Annotated in this window: 15 protein-coding genes; 9 read left to right on the top strand and 6 right to left on the bottom strand. The window is 58.1% G+C overall.

All coding sequences use genetic code 11. The features are described from left to right. The first annotated feature begins 3 nt into the window (after nt 1-3). Together C0560_RS10980 and pptA are read left to right on the top strand one after the other, a co-directional pair. Complete coding sequence (locus C0560_RS10980; protein ID WP_123427822.1) at nt 4-621, top strand: glutathione S-transferase family protein; 618 nt, start codon at nt 4-6, stop codon at nt 619-621. 34 nt (nt 622-655) lie between these two features. Next, entirely contained in the window at nt 656-886 is a 231-nt protein-coding gene (pptA, locus tag C0560_RS10975) for a tautomerase PptA (protein WP_012017474.1), read from the top strand. 42 nt (nt 887-928) lie between these two features. Here pptA and C0560_RS10970 read toward each other — a convergent pair whose 3' ends face one another. Beyond that, nucleotides 929-1,231: a helix-turn-helix transcriptional regulator gene (locus C0560_RS10970; RefSeq protein WP_248858528.1), complete on the bottom strand. Its 303-nt coding sequence runs from the start codon at nt 1,229-1,231 to the stop codon at nt 929-931. Between the two features lie 160 nt (nt 1,232-1,391). Here C0560_RS10970 and fusA point away from each other — a divergent pair, with 160 nt between their 5' ends. Further along, nucleotides 1,392-3,494, top strand: a complete 2,103-nt coding sequence (gene fusA / locus C0560_RS10965) for an elongation factor G (RefSeq protein WP_248858526.1) — start codon at nt 1,392-1,394, stop codon at nt 3,492-3,494. Nucleotides 3,495-3,555: 61 nt separating this feature from the next. Here fusA and C0560_RS10960 read toward each other — a convergent pair whose 3' ends face one another. Then, a complete protein-coding gene (locus C0560_RS10960; RefSeq protein WP_231276481.1) occupies nt 3,556-4,128 on the bottom strand; it encodes a flavin reductase family protein in 573 nt (190 codons plus the stop codon). A gap of 137 nt (nt 4,129-4,265) precedes the next feature. Here C0560_RS10960 and C0560_RS10955 point away from each other — a divergent pair, with 137 nt between their 5' ends. The 6 genes from C0560_RS10955 to C0560_RS10930 all read left to right on the top strand — a co-directional run bounded on the left by C0560_RS10955 (nt 4,266) and on the right by C0560_RS10930 (nt 12,279). Next, nucleotides 4,266-4,958: an ABC transporter ATP-binding protein gene (locus C0560_RS10955; RefSeq protein ID WP_248858525.1), complete on the top strand. Its 693-nt coding sequence runs from the start codon at nt 4,266-4,268 to the stop codon at nt 4,956-4,958. Continuing rightward, nucleotides 4,955-5,923, top strand: coding sequence for an ABC transporter substrate-binding protein (locus tag C0560_RS10950; protein WP_100780067.1), 969 nt, complete (start codon nt 4,955-4,957; stop codon nt 5,921-5,923). The genes C0560_RS10955 and C0560_RS10950 overlap by 4 nt, the downstream gene beginning before the upstream one ends. 39 nt (nt 5,924-5,962) lie before the next feature. Next, on the top strand, nt 5,963-7,618 hold the full coding sequence (locus C0560_RS10945; RefSeq protein ID WP_248858523.1) for an iron ABC transporter permease: 1,656 nt from the start codon (nt 5,963-5,965) through the stop codon (nt 7,616-7,618). 72 nt (nt 7,619-7,690) lie between these two features. Beyond that, nucleotides 7,691-8,536 carry an N-hydroxyarylamine O-acetyltransferase gene (gene nhoA / locus C0560_RS10940; protein ID WP_248858521.1) on the top strand — a complete coding sequence of 282 codons (846 nt, stop codon included), beginning with the start codon at nt 7,691-7,693 and terminating at the stop codon, nt 8,534-8,536. A 321-nt stretch (nt 8,537-8,857) separates the two neighbouring features. Beyond that, nucleotides 8,858-9,772: a LysR substrate-binding domain-containing protein gene (locus C0560_RS10935; protein WP_248858518.1), complete on the top strand. Its 915-nt coding sequence runs from the start codon at nt 8,858-8,860 to the stop codon at nt 9,770-9,772. A 326-nt stretch (nt 9,773-10,098) separates the two neighbouring features. Then, the gene (locus C0560_RS10930) at nt 10,099-12,279 is read left to right on the top strand and encodes an autotransporter outer membrane beta-barrel domain-containing protein (protein ID WP_248858516.1); all 2,181 of its coding nucleotides are present in this window, start codon (nt 10,099-10,101) and stop codon (nt 12,277-12,279) included. A 37-nt stretch (nt 12,280-12,316) separates the two neighbouring features. Here the strand turns inward: C0560_RS10930 and narI are convergent, their stop codons facing one another. Genes narI through C0560_RS10910 form a run of 4 tightly spaced genes read right to left on the bottom strand, consistent with a single transcriptional unit; the run spans nt 12,317 to nt 18,970 of the window. After that, a complete protein-coding gene (gene narI / locus C0560_RS10925; RefSeq protein WP_181826379.1) occupies nt 12,317-12,997 on the bottom strand; it encodes a respiratory nitrate reductase subunit gamma in 681 nt (226 codons plus the stop codon). Beyond that, nucleotides 12,994-13,689, bottom strand: a complete 696-nt coding sequence (gene narW, locus C0560_RS10920) for a nitrate reductase molybdenum cofactor assembly chaperone (protein ID WP_248858515.1) — start codon at nt 13,687-13,689, stop codon at nt 12,994-12,996. The genes narI and narW overlap by 4 nt, the downstream gene beginning before the upstream one ends. Further along, nucleotides 13,689-15,233: a nitrate reductase subunit beta gene (gene narH, locus C0560_RS10915; RefSeq protein WP_248858514.1), complete on the bottom strand. Its 1,545-nt coding sequence runs from the start codon at nt 15,231-15,233 to the stop codon at nt 13,689-13,691. The genes narW and narH overlap by 1 nt, the downstream gene beginning before the upstream one ends. Next, nucleotides 15,230-18,970 (bottom strand): nitrate reductase subunit alpha, encoded by a 3,741-nt coding sequence (locus tag C0560_RS10910; protein WP_248858513.1) that lies wholly within the window; start codon nt 18,968-18,970, stop codon nt 15,230-15,232. The genes narH and C0560_RS10910 overlap by 4 nt, the downstream gene beginning before the upstream one ends. Nucleotides 18,971-19,014 lie beyond the last annotated feature (44 nt).

The raw sequence follows: 19,014 nt of genomic DNA, 5'->3' as shown, positions 1-19,014 counted from the left end.
AGTATGATTAACGTGTATGGCGTACCCGGCTGGGGATCTGCAATCAGCGAAGTAATGCTAACCCTGGCCGATATTCCCTATCGTTTTATCAACGTCGAAGGGTTTGATTCGCCAGGCCCGCAGCGCGCTCTGCTGGAGAAACTCAATCCTTTGTGCCAGGTGCCGACGCTGGAGCTGGAAAATGGCGCAGTGATGAGTGAAACGGCCGCCATCGGCCTGATGATTCTGGACCGTTGCCCGGAACTCGCCCCACCCGTGGGCCATCCCGACCGGGCGCAGTTTCAACGCCTGCTGATCTGGCTGGTGGCCAATGTCTATCCTACGTTTACCTACGCCGATTACCCTGAACGCTGGGCGCCGGACGCACCGGAACAGCTGCGCGAAAATTGTATCGCCTGGCGTAAGTCGCTCTACCTGTGGCTGGATAATCATCTTAAAGCCGCGCCCTATGCGCTTGGCGAGCAGCTCACGCTCATTGACGTCTATGTTGCGGTGATGCGCACCTGGGGCCCGCGCCACGCGTGGTTTGCCGCCAATACGCCGCGTATCACCGCCATCGCCGATGCTGTCTGTCAGCGGCCAGAACTGCACAAGGTGTTAAAGGCGAACGAAATTATCTGATAAGTTGAAACGCTCACAACAACAGGAGCCTGCAATGCCACACGTTGATATCAAATGTTTTCCCCGCGATCTGAACGATGAACAAAAAACCGCCCTGGCGGCGGATATCGCGGAGGTGATTATTCGTCATTTTAACAGTAAAGACAGTTCAGTCTCCGTTGCCCTGAATCAGGTGCAGCAGGAAGACTGGAAAGCGCAGGTCTGGGATACGGAAATCGGACCGAAGCTGGATGAACTCATCAAAAAGCCTGGATATTCGATGTAAGATTTAGGCCGGGTGGCGTCTGCGCTTACCCGGCATAAAACGCTACCCCATCACCCGCAACAACGTATCCAGCAGCCCCGGAAAGCGGGCATCCAGATCTTCTCTTCGAAGCGAAATCATATTCTCGCGTCCCTGCGGGCGTTGCCAGATCACGCCGCTATCGCGCAGCACGCGCCAGTGGTGGGTCATGGTCGATTTGGCGATGTCTTCCGGGCGCAGGGCGTTGCAGCTCATTTCACTGCCATCGGCGAGCAGGCGGAGGATCTCCAGTCGCAGCGGGTTACCGAGGGCTAACAGCACATTTTCCAGCGTGATTTGTTCAGGTTCGGGGTGGTTGGCGATCATAGACTTCCTGGGTTAGCGGGAAGGTGAGCTATCTTAATGATAGGCCCATCCTTAAAAAAATAGTTCGTATATACTCGTACAATAGGACTATTATAGCAGACGAACACACAGACGACCATTCCGGTCGTTCTACTCAAGTCAAACTGACTAAGGATTTATCATGCCCCGACCCATCCCTCTTGAGCGTTATCGCAACATCGGTATCTCCGCGCATATCGATGCCGGTAAAACGACCACCACCGAGCGCATTCTGTTTTACACCGGAATGAGCCACAAACTGGGTGAAGTCCACGATGGCGCGGCAACAACTGACTGGATGGCGCAGGAGCAAGAGCGCGGGATCACCATTACGTCCGCGGCGGTGAGCTGCTTCTGGCCCGGTATGGATCGTAATTTTGAACCGCATCGGATCAACATTATCGACACCCCAGGGCACGTGGATTTCACCATTGAAGTGGAACGATCCATGCGCGTGCTCGACGGTGCGGTGATGGTTTATGACTCCGTCGGTGGCGTCCAGCCGCAGTCGGAAACCGTCTGGCGCCAGGCGAATAAATACCACGTCCCGCGCCTGGCGTTCGTCAACAAAATGGACCGCCCGGGAGCCGATTTCTTCCGCGTGGTGCAGATGATGATTGATCGCCTGAAGGCCAACCCGGTGCCGATTGTCATCCCTGTTGGCGCGGAAGAGCACTTCAGCGGGGTGGTCGATCTCATCAAAATGCGCGCCATTTTGTGGGACGATGCCACCCAGGGCATGACCTTCAGCTATGCGCCGGTCCCGGACGATTTGCTGAGCACCGCCAAAATCTGGCGGGAAAAAATGGTCTCGGCCGCCGCGGAAGCCAGCGATGCGCTGATGGATAAATACCTGGAAACGGGCGATCTGGATGAAGCGGAGATCATCGACGGGCTGCGCATACGCACGGTCAAAGGTGAAATTCAGCCGATGCTGTGCGGCAGTGCCTTTAAAAACAAAGGGGTACAGCGCATGCTCGACGCGGTGATCGAACTGATGCCATCGCCCCTCGACGTGCCGGCTATTGATGGCGTGGATGATAAAGGGCAACCAGCGGAGCGTCACCCGAGCGACGACGAACCCTTCTCAGCGCTGGCGTTCAAGCTGATGACCGACCCGTACGTCGGCCAGCTGACCTTTATCCGTGTCTATTCCGGCGTGCTGAGAAAAGGCGATGCGGTATATAACCCGGTGAAAGGGAAGAAAGAGCGTATCGGGCGTATTGTGCAGATGCATGCCAACGACCGTCATGAGGTCGATGAACTGCGCGCGGGCGATATCGCCGCCTGCGTGGGGCTGAAAGATGTCACGACGGGCGATACCCTGAGCGATCCGGATCACCTGATCACCCTGGAGCGTATGGAGTTCCCGGACCCGGTGATTTCTCTGGCGATTGAGCCGAAAACCAAGGCCGATCAGGAGAAAATGGGGATCGCGCTGCAGCGCCTGGCGGCTGAAGATCCGTCGTTCCGCCTGCACACGGACGAAGAATCCGGCCAGACGATTATCTCCGGGATGGGCGAGTTGCACCTGGAAATTATCGTCGACCGCATGAAACGCGAGTTTGGCGTTGAAGCGAACATTGGCCGTCCACAGGTCACCTACCGCGAAACCTTGCGTAAAGCGGTGAAAGAGATCGAGGGCAAATTTGTCCGTCAGTCCGGCGGTAAAGGGCAGTACGGCCACGTCGTGCTAAGCCTTGAACCGCTTGAGCCAGGCAGCGGCTTTAAATTTGAAGACGCCACCAAAGGCGGCGTTGTGCCGCGCGAGTACATTCCGTCCGTGGAAAAAGGCTTGCGTGAAGCCATGAACAACGGCGTGCTGGCGGGTTATCCGGTGGTAGACGTGAAAGCGACCCTGACTTTTGGTTCGTACCATGACATCGACTCCTCGGAAATGGCCTTCCGCATGGCGGCGATCTTCGGCTTTAAAGAGGGCGCGCGCAAAGCGGACCCGGCGATTCTGGAGCCGGTGATGCACGTGGAGGTGGAAACGCCGGAAGAGTACGCCGGGAACATCATGGGCGATCTCTCTTCCCGTCGCGGCATGGTGCAGGGCATGGAAGAGCGGTTCGGCAGCCAGATTATTCGCGCTGACGTCCCGCTGGCAGAGATGTTTGGTTACGCGACCACTCTGCGATCAATGTCGCAAGGGCGTGCAACCTACAGCATGGAGTTCCACCATTACGCCGAAGCGCCGCGCAACGTGGCCGATGACATTATTGCCAGTCGCGCGAAAGGCTAGCGCAGCCCGTTAAGCAGGAAAAATGCCCGGTAAACCGGGCCGACAAAATCAGCGCCGGAATTTATTCCGGCGCTTTTACGATCTTCCCGCTCGTGACAAAGGTTCCTGCGCCCAGGTGATGCAGCGTATTCAGTTTCTCCTCATCAAACTGCCAGCGTCCGGCGACAAACGCGCGTGAATCCGCTGCCGCAGCCACCACTTCGCCAAACAGCGTATCGTATTTTTCCGCCGCTGAGGTCGCAGGGAGTAAGCGACACTCCATCCACGCCAGACACCGCTCCTCTATCACCGGCAGGCCCAGCACCGGGCCGCTGACTGCCGGAATGCCATAGGCGTTAAATTTATCCTCATCGCGACCGCTGACGCTGCCCACGGCGTAGGTCCAGTTTGCGGCGGCGACGCCCGGAATGACGATACCAAACATGCCGCTGCGCTCGATCAGTTCGCGCGACCACGCGCTTTTATCCACCACAATCGCAATGCGCGGTGGTTCGAATTCGACGGGCATCGACCAGGCCGCGGCCATCACGTTGCGTCTGTCGATTTGCTCATCGCGGCTGGTGATAAGCACCGTCGGGCCGTGATTGAGAAGGCGGCTCGCATGTTTTAATTCAACGGGACGGAAATGGTTCACAGGAACTCCTCATACAGGGGCAATACGGCATTAAACGGCTGAAACGCAGGTGAAATCAAGCTGCAACATGCGTGTCATGCGTTCGTCATACAGGCTCCCTACAGTGGCGAACACGAAATCCCAAAGAGGATAACAAGATGTACAGCACTATCACGCTCAACGGCGTGTCGTACGCGTTTGGTGCGAACACCGTGTTAAATCAACTCGATCTGCATATTGATGCGGGTAGCGTCGTCGCGCTGCTCGGCCCGTCTGGCTGTGGGAAAAGCACACTGCTGCGACTGCTCGCCGGGCTTGCACAGCCCGCACAGGGCGAAATCTTCTTTGGTGACCGACGGGTGGCGAAAGCAGGCTGGTCGCTGCCGCCGGAAGCCCGTGACATCGGCATGGTCTTCCAGGATTACGCCCTCTGGCCACACATGACGGTGGCCCAAAACGTGGCCTTCCCCCTGAAAATGCGCCACATCCCGCGTCGTGACATCGGCACGCGCGTGGCGCAGGCGCTGTCACGGGTTGGCTTAAGCGATTTTGCCGACCGCAAACCGGCGGGGTTATCCGGCGGCCAGCAGCAGCGGGTAGCACTCGCCCGGGCGATCGTCGCCGAGCCGCGCGTGCTGCTGTTCGACGAACCGCTCTCCAATCTCGATAGCGAACTGCGCGAATCACTGTGTCATGAGATGGCAACGCTTCTGCGCCAGCTCGGGACGACGGCCATCTATGTTACCCACGACCGTCGGGAGGCAGAACTTCTGGCCGATCGCATCGTGCATTTGTCTGCAGGCAGCGTCGCTGCCGATCGTTTGATTTCATCCTCAGGGGAGTTCGCATGAAAAGGTCATTTGCCGTTACTAAAGGAGTTTTTCTCGCCATGGCGCTATCTTCCGTCATGATGTCCAGCGCCCACGCGCTGACCGTCTACACCGCAGGGCCAGGATCGCTGGCCAAGAATCTGGCAACCGGATTTGAAAAGAAAACCGGGGTGAAAGTGGATATTTTCCAGGCGACCACCGGCAAAGTCATGGCGCGTCTGGAGGCCGAACAGGCCAATCCGCAGGCGGATATTTTGATCTCCGCCTCATGGGATACGGCAGAAGATCTGCACCAGCGCGGCTGGCTGTTACCGTACCAGAGCGCGAATGCGCAGCACGTGCCGGCTACGCTGAAATCCACGGATTATGTCGCCCAGGGCGTGTCGGCGCTTGGCATCGTCTGGAACACCAAAAGCGGCACCCCGGAGCCAAAAGAGTGGCAGGATCTGACCACCGATGCGTTCAAAGATAAAGTCACCACGCCCGATCCGGCGCTGTCAGGCGCATCGCTCGACCTGCTGATCGGGCTGCAAAATGGCATGGGCGACAACGCCTGGACGCTGTTTGATAAGCTGAAAAAGAACGGCATGGTGGTCAGCGGCCCGAACGCGCAGGCGGTGACGCCGGTGATGCAGGGGGCGAAAGCGGCGGTATTTGGCGCGGTTGACTATGTCTCTTACGGCAATATCAATCAGGGCGAATCGCTTAAAGTCATTTTCCCGTCCAGTGGCACGGTGATCGCGCCGCGTCCGATGATGATCCTTAAATCCACCGCCCATGCCGACGACGCCAAAGCGTTCGTCGATTACGTGTTGTCGCCGGAAGGCCAGACGATGGTCGCCGATGCCTGGCTGATGCCCGCGCGCGACGATGTTCAGGCTAAACGTCCGCTGCTCAATGAGCTGAAAATCCTGCCGACCAAAAGCGAGGGTAGCAGCGAGCGCAGCGATATTCTCAAGCGCTTCAACACGCTTTTCTCCCTGTAATTCATTCGACGGGGGCAACCCCGTCTTCAGGATTGTCTCGTGAATCAACGATTTTTATCCGTGATGACGCTGGCGCTGCTGGTGATTCTGGTGGCGTTTCCGCTCGCGTTTATTCTCCTTCAGGCGGTATTTCCGCAGTTCAGTGCCGGATCGTTTTCCGGCGCGTTTGGCGGGGTAAAAGCGCTGTTAGCTGAGCCGCAGCTCCCCGGCATGCTCGGTGGCACGCTGCAGATTGCGCTCGGCGTGGCGCTGGTGAGCGCGCTGATCGGCTTTCCCCTCGGCGTGGCACGCGGGCTGTTTAATCTGCCGCTGCCGCGCCTGTGGGATCTGCTGTTTCTGATCCCGTTTTTAACACCGCCCTATATCGCGGCGCTGTCGTGGATGCTGGTGCTTCAGACCAACGGCTATTTGCAGCAACTCACCGGGATTTCCCTTAACGATCTGCTGTTCAGTAAAACCGGGATTGTGCTGGTGATGGCGCTGAATATTTTCCCGGTGGTTTACTTTGCCGTTTCGCGCAGTCTGCTCGCCAGCGGGCAGCGTCTGGCGCGGGTCGCCCGCGTTCATGGCGCCAGCGCGGGCAGGGCGTTCTGGCACATCACTCTGCCGATGCTTTCCCCGTCCCTGGCAGCCGGGATGCTGCTGGCTTTTACCCTGGCGATTGAGGAGTTTGGCGTTCCGGCGGCGCTGGGAACGCGCGCGGGCGTAGTGATGCTGACCACCGACATCGAGAAAAAACTGGCCGACTGGCCAATCGATCTTTCGGGGGCGTCGATGCTGTCGGTGGTATTAGTCGCCATCGCCCTGTGCGCCTGGGGCGTGCAGAAAAAGCTGACCGGTCAGCATGATGTCACCAGTATCACCGGTAAACCGACGGAAAACATGGGCGCGGAGGCAGGGCGCTGGACGCTGCCGATGGTGGCATTCATGGCGCTGGTAGGAATAATTGCGGTGGTGTTGCCCGGCGCATCGATGGTGTTGTCGGGGATGTTGGGCACGTTATCGGGCGGCGTGACGTTCTCTAACGTGACGTTGTCACATTATATCGCGCTGTTTAGCCAGCAGGGTGACGCCCTGGCGGCGCTGGGAACCAGCCTCTCCCTGGCATTCGGCGCGGCCTGCATTACCGGGCTGCTTGGCTTGCTGGCGTCGTGGCTGGTTGTGGTGCAGAAGATTACCGGGCGCGGCCTGATCGATGCGCTCTCTCTGATGCCTGCGGCGCTGCCCGGTGTGGTGGTCGGTGTCGGGTTGATCCTGCTGTGGAACCAGCCGTTCTGGGTAATTTCACCCTACAACAGCTGGGCGATCCTGTTGCTCTCCTACTGCTGTTTACTTCTGCCGTGGCCGGTGCGCTATGTCGGGAGCGCGCTGCGCCAGCTGGGCGGCAATCTTGAATCCGCTGCGCGCGTGCATGGTGCATCGGCGTTTCAGGCGCTGCGCTTTATCGTGCTGCCGCTGGTCTCCCCGGCGCTGCTGGCGGCGATGCTGATGGTCTTCGCCATTGCCTCGCGGGAGCTGGTAACGTCGCTGCTGCTTGCACCAGCTGGCACCCAAACCGTCTCGGTGTTTATCTGGCGTCAGTTTGAACAGGGCTCCGTGGGGCAAGGGATGGCGATGGCGACACTGACGCTAGTGACCGGGCTGGTGCTGATGCTCACGGCGCTTCGCATCATGCAGCGCGGCGCGGCCCGATAAAAAGCACTTTTACACCAGTGGGCAGGCAAAAATAGTTTATAAACAGGGAATATCTCTACAAGGAACTTCACTATGTCCCCATTTCTGAGCGCCTATTTTGCCCGCATCGGCTGGCAGCAGCCGGTTTCCGTGGATATCGACACCCTGCGGGCGCTGCATTTGAGTCACAACTGCGCGATCCCGTTTGAAAATATTGACGTGGTGATGCCGCGCGAAATCCAGCTCGACGATCAGAGCGTGGCAGACAAACTGGTTTCGGCGCGTCGCGGCGGATACTGCTTTGAGCAGAACGGGCTGCTCGAGCGCGTGCTGCGCGAAGTCGGTTTTGAGGTGCGCAGCGTGCTGGGCCGCGTGGTGCTGGCGAATCCGCCGCAGATGCCGCCGCGCACGCACCGTTTGCTGCTGGTTGAACTCAACGGCGAGCGCTGGATTGCGGACGTCGGATTCGGTGGACAGACGCTGACGGCGCCGATTCGCCTGATCGCCGCAGAAGAGCAGGCCACGCCACACGGCGTCTATCGCCTGATGAACGAGAACAACGACTGGGTGTTGCAGTTCCGTCATCACGAGCACTGGCAGTCGATGTACCATTTTGACCTTGCGACGCAGTATTTCACCGATTACGTGATGGGCAATTTCTGGTCTGCTCACTGGCCTCAGTCGCACTTCCGTCACCACCTGCTGATGTGCCGACACCTGCCGGACGGCGGTAAACTGACTTTGACCAATTACCACTTTACCCACTGGCAGGGTACCCGCGTGGCGGAGCAGATTAACCTGCCGGACGCCAAAGCGCTGTATACGCTGATGCAGGAGCGATTTGGGCTGGGCGTGGATGATCCGAAACACGGTTTTTCGCTGACCGAACTGACGGCGGTGATGGCCGGGTTTGATACGCATCCCGATGCGGGGAAATAGACTGAAAAGGGGCGAAAGCCCCTTTTTTTAATTGACGCCAAACACTATTCCATTATCCAGGTAATATTTTCGTGCAGACTATAATCCATATTTATTTTTAAATGACTTTAGTGTGTTGGATTAAAAATAAAATAAAGGTATGTCTTTTATGCCATTGCGATGCAAATAAAGCATCACCGGTGCAATTTACACTGCCGCAGAATTAAAATAATATCCCCACTCAATGCAAGGGCGTGAATTTAAAGGCGACGTATCAGCCTATAGCACCATACATCCGCTGCTATAATTTAACGCTTATCCGTTGCTGTGCTGAGGATTCAGATGCGTCATCTGCCGAAAATTAATCAGCTAAAAAATCTTCGTGCGATTATTCAGCACGGGAGCATACGTTCGGCAGCGGAGGCGAATCATCAGACACAATCTGCGATGACCCGCAGCATACAGGAGCTGGAAAAAACCCTGGGTGTGGTGCTGCTGGACAGAACCGCGCGCGGCGCTTTGCTTACCGAGGCTGGCCGCATTTTTGAACCGCGAATGAACCTCGTGCTCAACGAGCTGGAACGCGCCGTTGATGAGCTTCGCCAGCAGGAGAGTGCGGCCCAGGGCGTGGTGATGTTTGGCTGCTCACATCTGCCAGCCTTCGGGATCATGCCGGGTATCATTGAGCGATTTCAGGCCCGTTATCCGCAGGCGACATTAACGGTGATCGAAGGGCAGCTGTCGGAGCTGTTGGCATCGCTGCGTCTGGGGAGGATGGACTTTTTTCTCGGTATCGTCACCCCCGATATTGCCCTGCAGGAGTTCAGCGAAGAGCTGCTGGGTAGGGCGAAATTTTGTGTTTTTGCCCACAGGGATCATCCCTTGTCACAGGCGCGGTCGCTTGCAGAACTGCGCAATGCGAAATGGTATCTCCCCATTGCCAGCGCCGGTTTTTTTAGCGCCATTGAGAGCGTGGTTTTTCCTGACGGCAAAGGCCCTGAAGCCTCTGTTCTGTATGGCGATTCCACCACTATTGCCGAACAGCTTATTTTGGGCGAGGGCTATCTTTCCGTGGGCCCGCAGGCCATGCTGGCGCTTCCGTGGTTGAAAGATAAGTTATGTCAGATAAATGTCGAGGAGATCCTGCCCGACGGAAAATACAGTTTGATCTACCGCCAACAGCAAACGCTCACACCCGTTGCAAAATTACTGATGAATGATATCCGTCACACATTTATAAAATATTTACCTGGTTAGCTATAATTACTTCTCCTGCTGGTGTTTTACACCAGCACACTAAAGGTCAGATTATGTTTATCTATTTTTCCCGTCCGCGGTGGGTTAATGCTGCTTCGCGCATGCCGACTATTATCTCTTTTTCGATAAACCTGCTTCTCCTGCTTATTATTATTCCGATATCGGTTTCTGTTCAGGCGATTGATAATATTACTCAAGGGCAAATTATTACCGTTCCTGGCGATGCAGGTTCACCGGCGACGGCGCTTAATTTTCATATTAACGGAACGTTAAATATAGGCGTGAGCGGGGGCGAGACGGGCATTGTACAAAGTTATAGCGGCTTTGTGGCGTCAACTGCGGATTCAGAAGGTCACGTGGTGGTGACGGGCGACGGTTCTCACTGGGATAACACCAGTTTCCTCTATGTCGGGGTCGGGCATACGGGTCACGGAACCTTGCTCATTCGTGATGGCGGTTTGGTGACGAATCTCTCCACCGGTTTTATCGGTTTTAATGCTTTGTCATCGGGCACGGTCGAAGTCACCGGGCCGGGCTCCACCTGGAATACCGCCAATAGCCTGGGGATTGGCCGCGACGGAGCGGGTACCTTGATCGTCGCTGATGGGGGCGTCGTTAATGCCCGCACGGTCACGCTTGGGCAAAACGCGGGGGCAAGCGGGGTGCTGATTATCGGAGGTGAGGCCTCGCGCGCGCCGGGCACCGTTGTCGGGGATCGGATTACTGCCGGAGAGGGTTACGGCCACATTATTCTTAATCATAACGCCACGGACTACGTATTCGACAGCACCCTGAATGATGGGCTGGATAATGCTGAAGGCGCGGGCACCGGATTGGTCGGGAATATCTCGATCGACGCTGTTAACGGCAGAACGCTGTTTAACCGCGATCACGGTGATTTTACCGGGCTGCTACAGGCGCAGGAAAATGGCGTGATAAGCGTCAACGGCGATATGTCTGGTGCGACGGTGTCCCTGCTGTCGGGCGGCACGCTCGAGGGCATCGGGCGCGTCGGGAGTACCACCAATGCAGGAACGATTTCGCCGGGCAACTCCATCGGCATCCTGACCATTGACGGGGACTATCACGGCGACGGTGGCAGAGTGCTGATGGAAAGTGTCCTCGGCGGCGATGATTCCCCCGCAGATCGGCTGCTGATTACCGGCAGCGCGTCGGGCAATACCACGGTTGAGATCGTGAATCTCGGTGGCGAAGGGGGATTCACGGAAAACGGTATACCCCTGATTTTTGCCGCGCAGCAATCGGACGGCGAGGCGTTTACGCTTCACGGTGATTTCACCACGACCGACGGTGAGCAGGCGGTGGTGCATGGCGCGTATGCCTACACGTTTCGCACGCTGGAGTATGGGCAGGGGCGCTGGTGGTATTTGACCTCGGATCTTGCCGATCCACAGTCACCGGTCGCGCCGGTGCCTGAAGTGCCCGATCCCGAAACCCCTGTGCCCAATCCGGTCACGCCGGGTTTGCCGGTGTTCCCTGTCATCCCTGAAACGCCGGATGAAAATGTGCCGCAGCGTTACCATCCTGGGGCGGCCCTCTATGAACAGTATCCGCAGATCCTCGCGGAACTGAATCGCGTTCCTACCCTACAACAGCGCGTGGGGGATCGCTACTGGGTGGACGGCGTTGCGCCGCAAACAGAAAGTGCGCCTGGCGCCTGGGCGCGTATTGAAGGTACGCGTACGCACAGTGAGCCGGTCTCATCCACGACTGATGCTCAGCGTACAACCACGCTCTGGAAACTACAGACCGGGCTGGATGTGCCAGTGCATGAAAACGCGCACGGATTGCTGACGGGCGGCGTGAACTTTAGCTATGGCAAGGCGGATGCGGATATTCGTGCTTACTCTGGCAAAGGCAGTATCAACACCACCGGTTACGGCCCTGGGATGACGCTGACCTGGTACGGCAATAACGGTTTTTATGTCGACGGGCAGCTGCAAATGATGTTTTTCGACAGCGATCTGGATTCCGACACGATCGGCAAACCGCTGACATCGTCCAATAAAGGGAACGGCTACGCAGGCTCCGTCGAAACGGGCTGGCGTCTCGATTCCGGCACCGGTTTTGCGGTTACGCCGCAGGCGCAGCTGATCTGGTCGCGCGTGGATTTCGACAGTTTTGAAGACAGGTTCGACAGCAAGGTGTCACTCAGCGAGGGGAACAGTCTGCTTGCGCGTCTGGGTGTCAGCGGCGATCGTCGCGACGAATGGCAGGCGCAGGACAAAACCCGGACACGCTCGTTGCTGCAAGTTACGCTTGATGTGTATCAGGAGCTGGGCGATGGCCGCTCTGTGGATGTCGCTGAGGTCAACTTCGCATCGCGCGATGCGCGGACGCAAATTGCGACGGGCGTTGGCGGGACGCTGGCGTGGAATGACGGGCGCTATGAGGTGTACGGCAACCTGGGCGTTCAGGCGAGTCCGCATAATCCATCCGATAACTACGGGGCAGGCGGGAATATTGGGGTGCGCGTCAAATGGTAATGTCCCCGTCTGGAGTGACGGGGAGGGTTTAGTTTACTCAGCGGCGCGATCTCACCACCTGATAGCGCCGCGTAAGGTACTCCACCGGCGCACTCCAGACGTGAACCAGCCGGGTGAACGGGAACAGCAGGAAGATGGTCATTCCAAGCACCAGATGGACGCGGAAGATGTAGGCCACGCCGTCGAGATGCGCGGAAGCACCGCCGTGGAAGGTGACGACCGCCTGCGCCCAGTCGACCAGTTTCAGCATTTCGCTGCCGTCGGGGTGTTGTGCGGAGAACGGAATCGTCGCCAGACCGAGAATACACTGCAACAGCAGCACGCAGAGGATCAGGATATCCGCCGTGGACGAGGTCGCGCGGATACGCGGATTGGTGAGGCGTCGCACCAGCAGTCCCGCGCCGCCGATCAGCGTCAGCACGCCGCAGACGCCGCCGAGGATCATCGCCATCAGCTGTTTTTGCGACATCGGCAGGAACCACGAATAGACCCAGTGCGGCGTCAGCATCCCGAAGGCGTGGCCGAAAAAGATCCCCAGAATGCCGATATGGAACAGATTCGACCACAGCACCATGCCGCGCTTATCGAGCATCTGGCTGGATGACGCGCGCCAGGTGTACTGCCCGTAGTCGTAGCGCAGCCAGCTTCCCAGCAGGAACACCGTCCCGCACAGATACGGGTAGATATCGTAAAAGAAGACGTTCAGAAAGTGCATCATTTCGGGCCTCCGGCGCTGACGTCCACGTACTGAGGCGCGACGTCCTGGCTAAAGCGTCGTTGATATTGCTGCATCGGCGAGCTGTCGCACGCCGTGGCGTTGTCCTCAATAAACTTCACCTGTTCCTCTTCCCACACGGCATCCAGCGCCTGACGGGTGTCATCGCGCTGTTCTGTTGCCACCTGCTTGGTGACACTGTCACTTGTTAGCTTGCTGGCGGCGAGCAGAAGCAGGGCGTCGAACAGCTGATACTGCGGGACATCGCGCTGTTTTAGCCGCCCGCCGATCAGGGCCAGAATCGGCGCAACGTTTTGCAGCCCCTCGCGCGCCTCATCGTCAGGAATAAGACTCAGATACTCCAGATAGAGCGGAAGATAATCCGGCAGTTCGCGGCAGTCGAGCTGTAAACCGGCTTTCTCGTACTGGCTCATCAGATCGACCATCGCCTGACCGCGATCGCGGGATTCGGCGTGAACATGCTCGAACAGCAGCAGCGAGGTGGCCCGTCCGCGCTCAAACACTTCACACCACTGGGCCTGTTTATCCAGCAGCGCCGCGCCAAGATGCTGCTGCGCAAACGGCAGCAGCAGCGGGGCATCTTGTGCGATCAGAGAAAGGGCTTCATCGCGGCTCTCCCATAGCGCCTCGTCAGGGTATTCAATGAGCAGGGCGATAATTTTAAGAATTCGCATTACTCTCCCTCCCCGTGTTCACGCACCTCGGAGATATTAATGGCGTCGATGCGCTGGCTGTTGAACAGGTTGAATTTGGTGTCGGAGCCGTGACAGCCGTCGCCGAAGGTAAAGCCGCAGCCGTTTTTCTCCGGGAAGGCGTCACGCGCCATTTCACGGTGGCTGGTCGGGATCACGAAGCGGTCTTCGTAGTTGGCAATCGCCAGGTAGCGGTACATCTCCTCCACCTGTTCCACGCTCAGGCCCACTTCGTCGATGGCGCGCGTATCGGTCACCCCTTCGACGGTTTGCGAGCGTTTGTAGTGGCGCATCGCCATCATGCGTTTCAGGGCGCGCAGCACCGGGCCGGTATCGCCCGCGCTCAGCATATTCGCCAGATACTGCACCGGAATACGCAGGCTTTCGACGGCAGGCAGAATGCTGTCGGTCTGTGGCAGCCCCCCCGCATCGGCGTAGGACTGAATCGGTGACAGCGGCGGCACATACCAGACCATTGGCAGGGTACGGTATTCCGGGTGCAGCGGCAGGGCCAGTTTCCAGTCCATCGCCATTTTGTAGACCGGCGAGCGCTGCGCCGCGTCGATCACGTTCTGCGGAATGCCCTGTTTCAGCGCTTCCTCAATCACTGCCGGGTCGTTCGGGTTCAGGAACACGTCGCACTGACGCTCGTAAAGATCCGTTTCGTGCTCGGTGCTCGCCGCTTCTTCGATGCGGTCCGCGTCGTACAGCAGCACGCCAAGATAACGAATGCGCCCGACGCAGGTTTCCGAGCACACGGTCGGCTGGCCGGATTCGATACGCGGGTAGCAGAAGATGCATTTTTCAGACTTGCCGCTCTTCCAGTTGAAATAGATTTTTTTGTACGGACAGCCGCTGATGCACATGCGCCAGCCGCGGCATTTGTCCTGGTCGATCAGGACGATGCCGTCCTCTTCACGTTTGTAGATGGCGCCGCTCGGACAGGTGGCGACACAGCTCGGGTTGAGGCAGTGTTCGCACAGGCGCGGGAGGTACATCATGAAGGTGTTTTCGAACTGGCCGTACATCTCCTTTTGCATCTTGTCGAAGTTACGGTCGCGGGCGCGTTTCTCGAATTCGCCGCCGAGCAGCTCCTCCCAGTTTGGGCCGCCGACGATTTTGTCCATCCGTTTGCCGCTGATCAGTGAGCGCGGGCGAGCGGTAGGGAGATGATCGCCCTCCGGCGCGCGGTGCAGATCCTGATAGTCAAAGGTGAAGGGTTCGTAATAGTCGTCAATGCCCGGCAGCGACAGGTTGGCGAAGATTTTCGACAGCACGCCCACGCGTCCACCGAGGCGCGGCGTGAGTTTTCCGGTGATGCCACGCACCCAGCCGCCTTGCCACTCCTCCTGATCTTCCCAGTTTTTCGGATAGCCAATGCCCGGTTTGGTTTCGACGTTGTTAAACCACGCGTACTCCATCCCTTCGCGCCCGGTCCAGACGTTTTTGCACGTCACGGAACAGGTATGACAGCCAATGCACTTGTCGAGATTCAGTACCATGCCGACCTGTGAGCGTATTTTCATTTTTTCGCCTCCTGTACCTGATCCCGACCTTCGCCATCCAGCCAGTTAATGTTTTTCATCTTGCGGATCATGATGAACTCGTCGCGGTTCGAGCCGACGGTGCCGTAGTAGTTAAAGCCGTAGGCCAGCTGTGCGTAGCCGCCAATCATGTGCGTGGGTTTTGGGCAGACGCGGGTGACGGAGTTATGAATGCCGCCGCGACGTCCGGTCACTTCTGATCCCGGTATGTTCAGAATGCGCTCCTGCGCGTGATACATCATGGTCATCCCTGGCGGCACGCGCTGGCTCACCACCGCACGGGCGGTGAGAGCGCCGTTGGCGTTGAAGGCTTCGATCCAGTCGTTGTCTTCAATGCCTAACTCTCTGGCGTCCGTTTCGCTGATCCAGACGATCGGCCCGCCGCGAGACAGGGTTTGCATCAGCAGGTTTTCGCTGTAGGTGGAGTGGATGCCCCATTTCTGGTGCGGCGTCAGGAAGTTGAGCGCTTTTTCCGGGAAGCCGTTCGGCGGAATTTCTCGCATGTGTGTCACGCTGCGGGTATCAATCGGCGGACGGTAGGCCACCAGGCTTTCACCAAATGCGCGCATCCACTGATGATCCTGATACAGCTGCTGGCGACCGGAAAGGGTGCGCCACGGGATCAGCTCGTGAACGTTGGTGTACCCGGCATTGTAGGAGACGTGTTCGCTCTCAATGCCAGACCAGGTGGGGCTGGAGATGATTTTGCGCGGCTGGGCCTGGATATCGCGAAAACGGATTTTCTCGTCTTCTTTGTTGATCGCCAGATGAGTGTGAGTGCGCCCGGTAAATTCGCCGAGGGCTTTCCAGGCTTTTACCGCCACATGGCCGTTGGTTTCCGGGGCCAGCGCGAGGATCACCTCCGAGGCATCAATGGCCGTATCAATCAGCGGTCGCCCTTTGGCCGGGCCGTCGAGCTTGACGTAGTTCAGCTTTCCGAGGAAATCGACTTCATCCTGGGTGTTCCACGAAATGCCTTTTCCGCCGTTGCCGAGTTTGTCCATTAATGGCCCCAGCGACGTAAAGCGCTCGTAGGTTTCCGGATAGTTGCGCTCAATGACGGCGATATTCGGCGCCGTTTTGCCAGGAATCAGATCGCATTCGCCTTTGCGCCAGTCCTGAATATCAAAGGGCTGGGACAGCTCCGCCGGGGAGTCGTGCTGCAGAGGCTGCAACACCACGTCGGTTTCGGTGCCCAGATGCCCGACGCAGACGTCGGAAAAGACTTTGGCGATCCCTTTGTAGATTTCCCAGTCGCTGCGGGACTCCCATGCCGGATCGACGGCGGCAGATAGCGGATGAATAAACGGGTGCATATCCGACGTATTCATGTCGTCTTTTTCATACCAGGTGGCGGTCGGCAGGACAATATCCGAGAAAAGACAGGTGCTGGACATCCGGAAATCGAGGGTCACCAGCAGGTCGAGCTTGCCTTCGATGGCGGCCGTTTGCCACTCCACCTCCTCCGGTTTAACGTCGTCTGTGGAGCCAAGATCGTCGCCCTGAATCCCGCTTTCGGTGCCGAGCAGGTACTTGAGCATGTACTCGTGGCCTTTCCCGGAGGAGCCGAGCAGGTTCGAGCGCCAGACAAACAAATTGCGTGGATGGTTTTTACCGTTGTCCGGCTGTTCGCAGGCAAAGCGCAGATCGCCCGATTTCAGCGCCTGAACGGTGTAATCCTGCGCCGACATCCCGGCAGCATCGGCGCGCGCTTTGATGTGCAACGGGTTAAGCGAAAGCTGCGGTGCAGAGGGCAGCCAGCCCATCCGCTCGGCGCGCACGTTAAAGTCGATCAGGTGGCCGGTGAATTTGGCGCTATCCGCCAGCGGCGAGAGCAACTCCTGAGCGGTGAGTTTTTCATAGCGCCACTGGCTGGCGTGGTTGTAGAAGAAGGAAGTGCTGTTCATCTGGCGCGGCGGGCGGTTCCAGTCGAGGGCAAACGCCAGCGGCAGCCAGCCGGTTTGCGGACGCAGCTTCTCCTGGCCGACATAGTGCGACCAGCCGCCGCCGCTTTTGCCGACACAGCCGCAGAAGACCAGCATATTGATCATCCCACGGTAGTTCATGTCCATGTGATACCAGTGGTTCACGCCCGCACCGAGAATGATCATCGACCGTCCATGGGTTTTATGAGCGGTATCGGCGAATTCACGGGCGATCTGTTCAATATGGCGACGCGGCACACCAGTGATCTGCTCGCCCCAGGCCGGGGAGTAAGCTTTGATTTCGGCGTAATCTTTTACGGCGTTGTCATCTTCCAGGCCGCGATCCAGTCCATAGTTCGCCAGAATCAGATCGTAAACGCTGGCGACCTGTTGCTGACGGCCATCGGCGAGGGTGAGGGTTTTCGACGGTACTTTGCGGATCAGCACCGGGTCCTGCTTCACGCTGCGAAAGTGCGGGTTTTCATTGCCGCCGAAGTAGGGGAACGCCACATTCGCGACCTGATCGTGGGTGATGAGCAGCGAGAGCGTCAGCTCGGTCTCCTGGCCGGCAGCCAGCGGCTCCAGGTTCCATTTGCCTTTTTCACCCCAGCGGAAACCAATCGAGCCGTTTGGCGCTACCAGGCCACCGGCGATATCAAAGGCGACGGTTTTCCATTCCGGGTTATTTTCCTCACCCAGTCCGTCGGCCAGATCCGAGGCGCGCAGCATCCGGCCAGGGACCAGGCTGCCGTCGTCCCGCGCATCCAGCATCACCAGCATCGGCATGTCGGTGTAGCGGCGGCAGTAGTTGAGGAAGTATTCGCTCGGGTTATCGAGGTGGAACTCTTTGAGGATCACATGGCCCATCGCCATCGCCAGGGCGCTGTCGGTGCCTTGCTTCGGTGCCAGCCACTGATCGCTCAGCTTGGCGACTTCCGAGAAATCCGGGGTAATGGCGATGGTTTTGGTGCCTTTGTAACGCACTTCGGTGAAGAAGTGAGCGTCCGGTGTGCGCGTCTGCGGCACGTTCGATCCCCAGGCGATAATGTAGCTGGAGTTGTACCAGTCGGCCGACTCCGGCACGTCGGTCTGCTCGCCCCAGGTCATTGGCGAGGCGGGCGGCAAATCGCAGTACCAGTCGTAAAAACTCAGGCAGGTGCCGCCGAGGAGTGAGAGATAGCGCGTACCGGCGGCGTAAGAGACCATCGACATCGCCGGGATCGGCGAGAATCCGGCGACGCGATCCGGGCCGTAATATTTGATTGTCCAGACGTTCGCGGCGGCGATCAGCTGGTTGAGTTCTTTCCAGTTAGAGCGGATAAAACCGCCGTGGCCGCGCGCTTTTTTGTAGCTGCTGGTCTTTTGCGGATCGCTCATGATGGCATTCCACGCCAGCACCGGGTCGCTGTGCTGGCCGAGCGCTTCGCGCCACAGTTCGATCAATTTCCGCCGCACCAGCGGGTATTTCAGGCGGTTGGCGCTGTAGAGATACCAGGAGTAACTCGCGCCGCGCGGGCAGCCGCGGGGTTCATGATTGGGCAGGTCAGGACGGGTGCGGGGGTAGTCGGTCTGCTGCGTTTCCCAGGTCACCAGGCCGTTTTTGACATAGATTTTCCAGCTGCAGGAGCCGGTACAGTTAACGCCGTGGGTGGATCGCACGATTTTGTCGAATTGCCAGCGCTGGCGGTAGCTGTCCTCCCAGTCGCGGTTGGTGTGCATCACCTGCCCATGGCCGTCGGCGAAGGTGTCGCCTTTTTGTTTGAAATAACGAAAGCGATCCAACAATTTACTCATGACGTTTCTCCTGACGGGGCGACGCCCACCCCGTGGTTACACTG

Origin of the sequence: Lelliottia sp. AC1 (assembly GCF_023278595.1) — a bacterium.
Taxonomy (GTDB): domain Bacteria; phylum Pseudomonadota; class Gammaproteobacteria; order Enterobacterales; family Enterobacteriaceae; genus Enterobacter; species Enterobacter nimipressuralis.
Note: the sequence above shows the minus strand (reverse complement) of the source record. Positions and strands in the feature narration are given on the sequence as shown.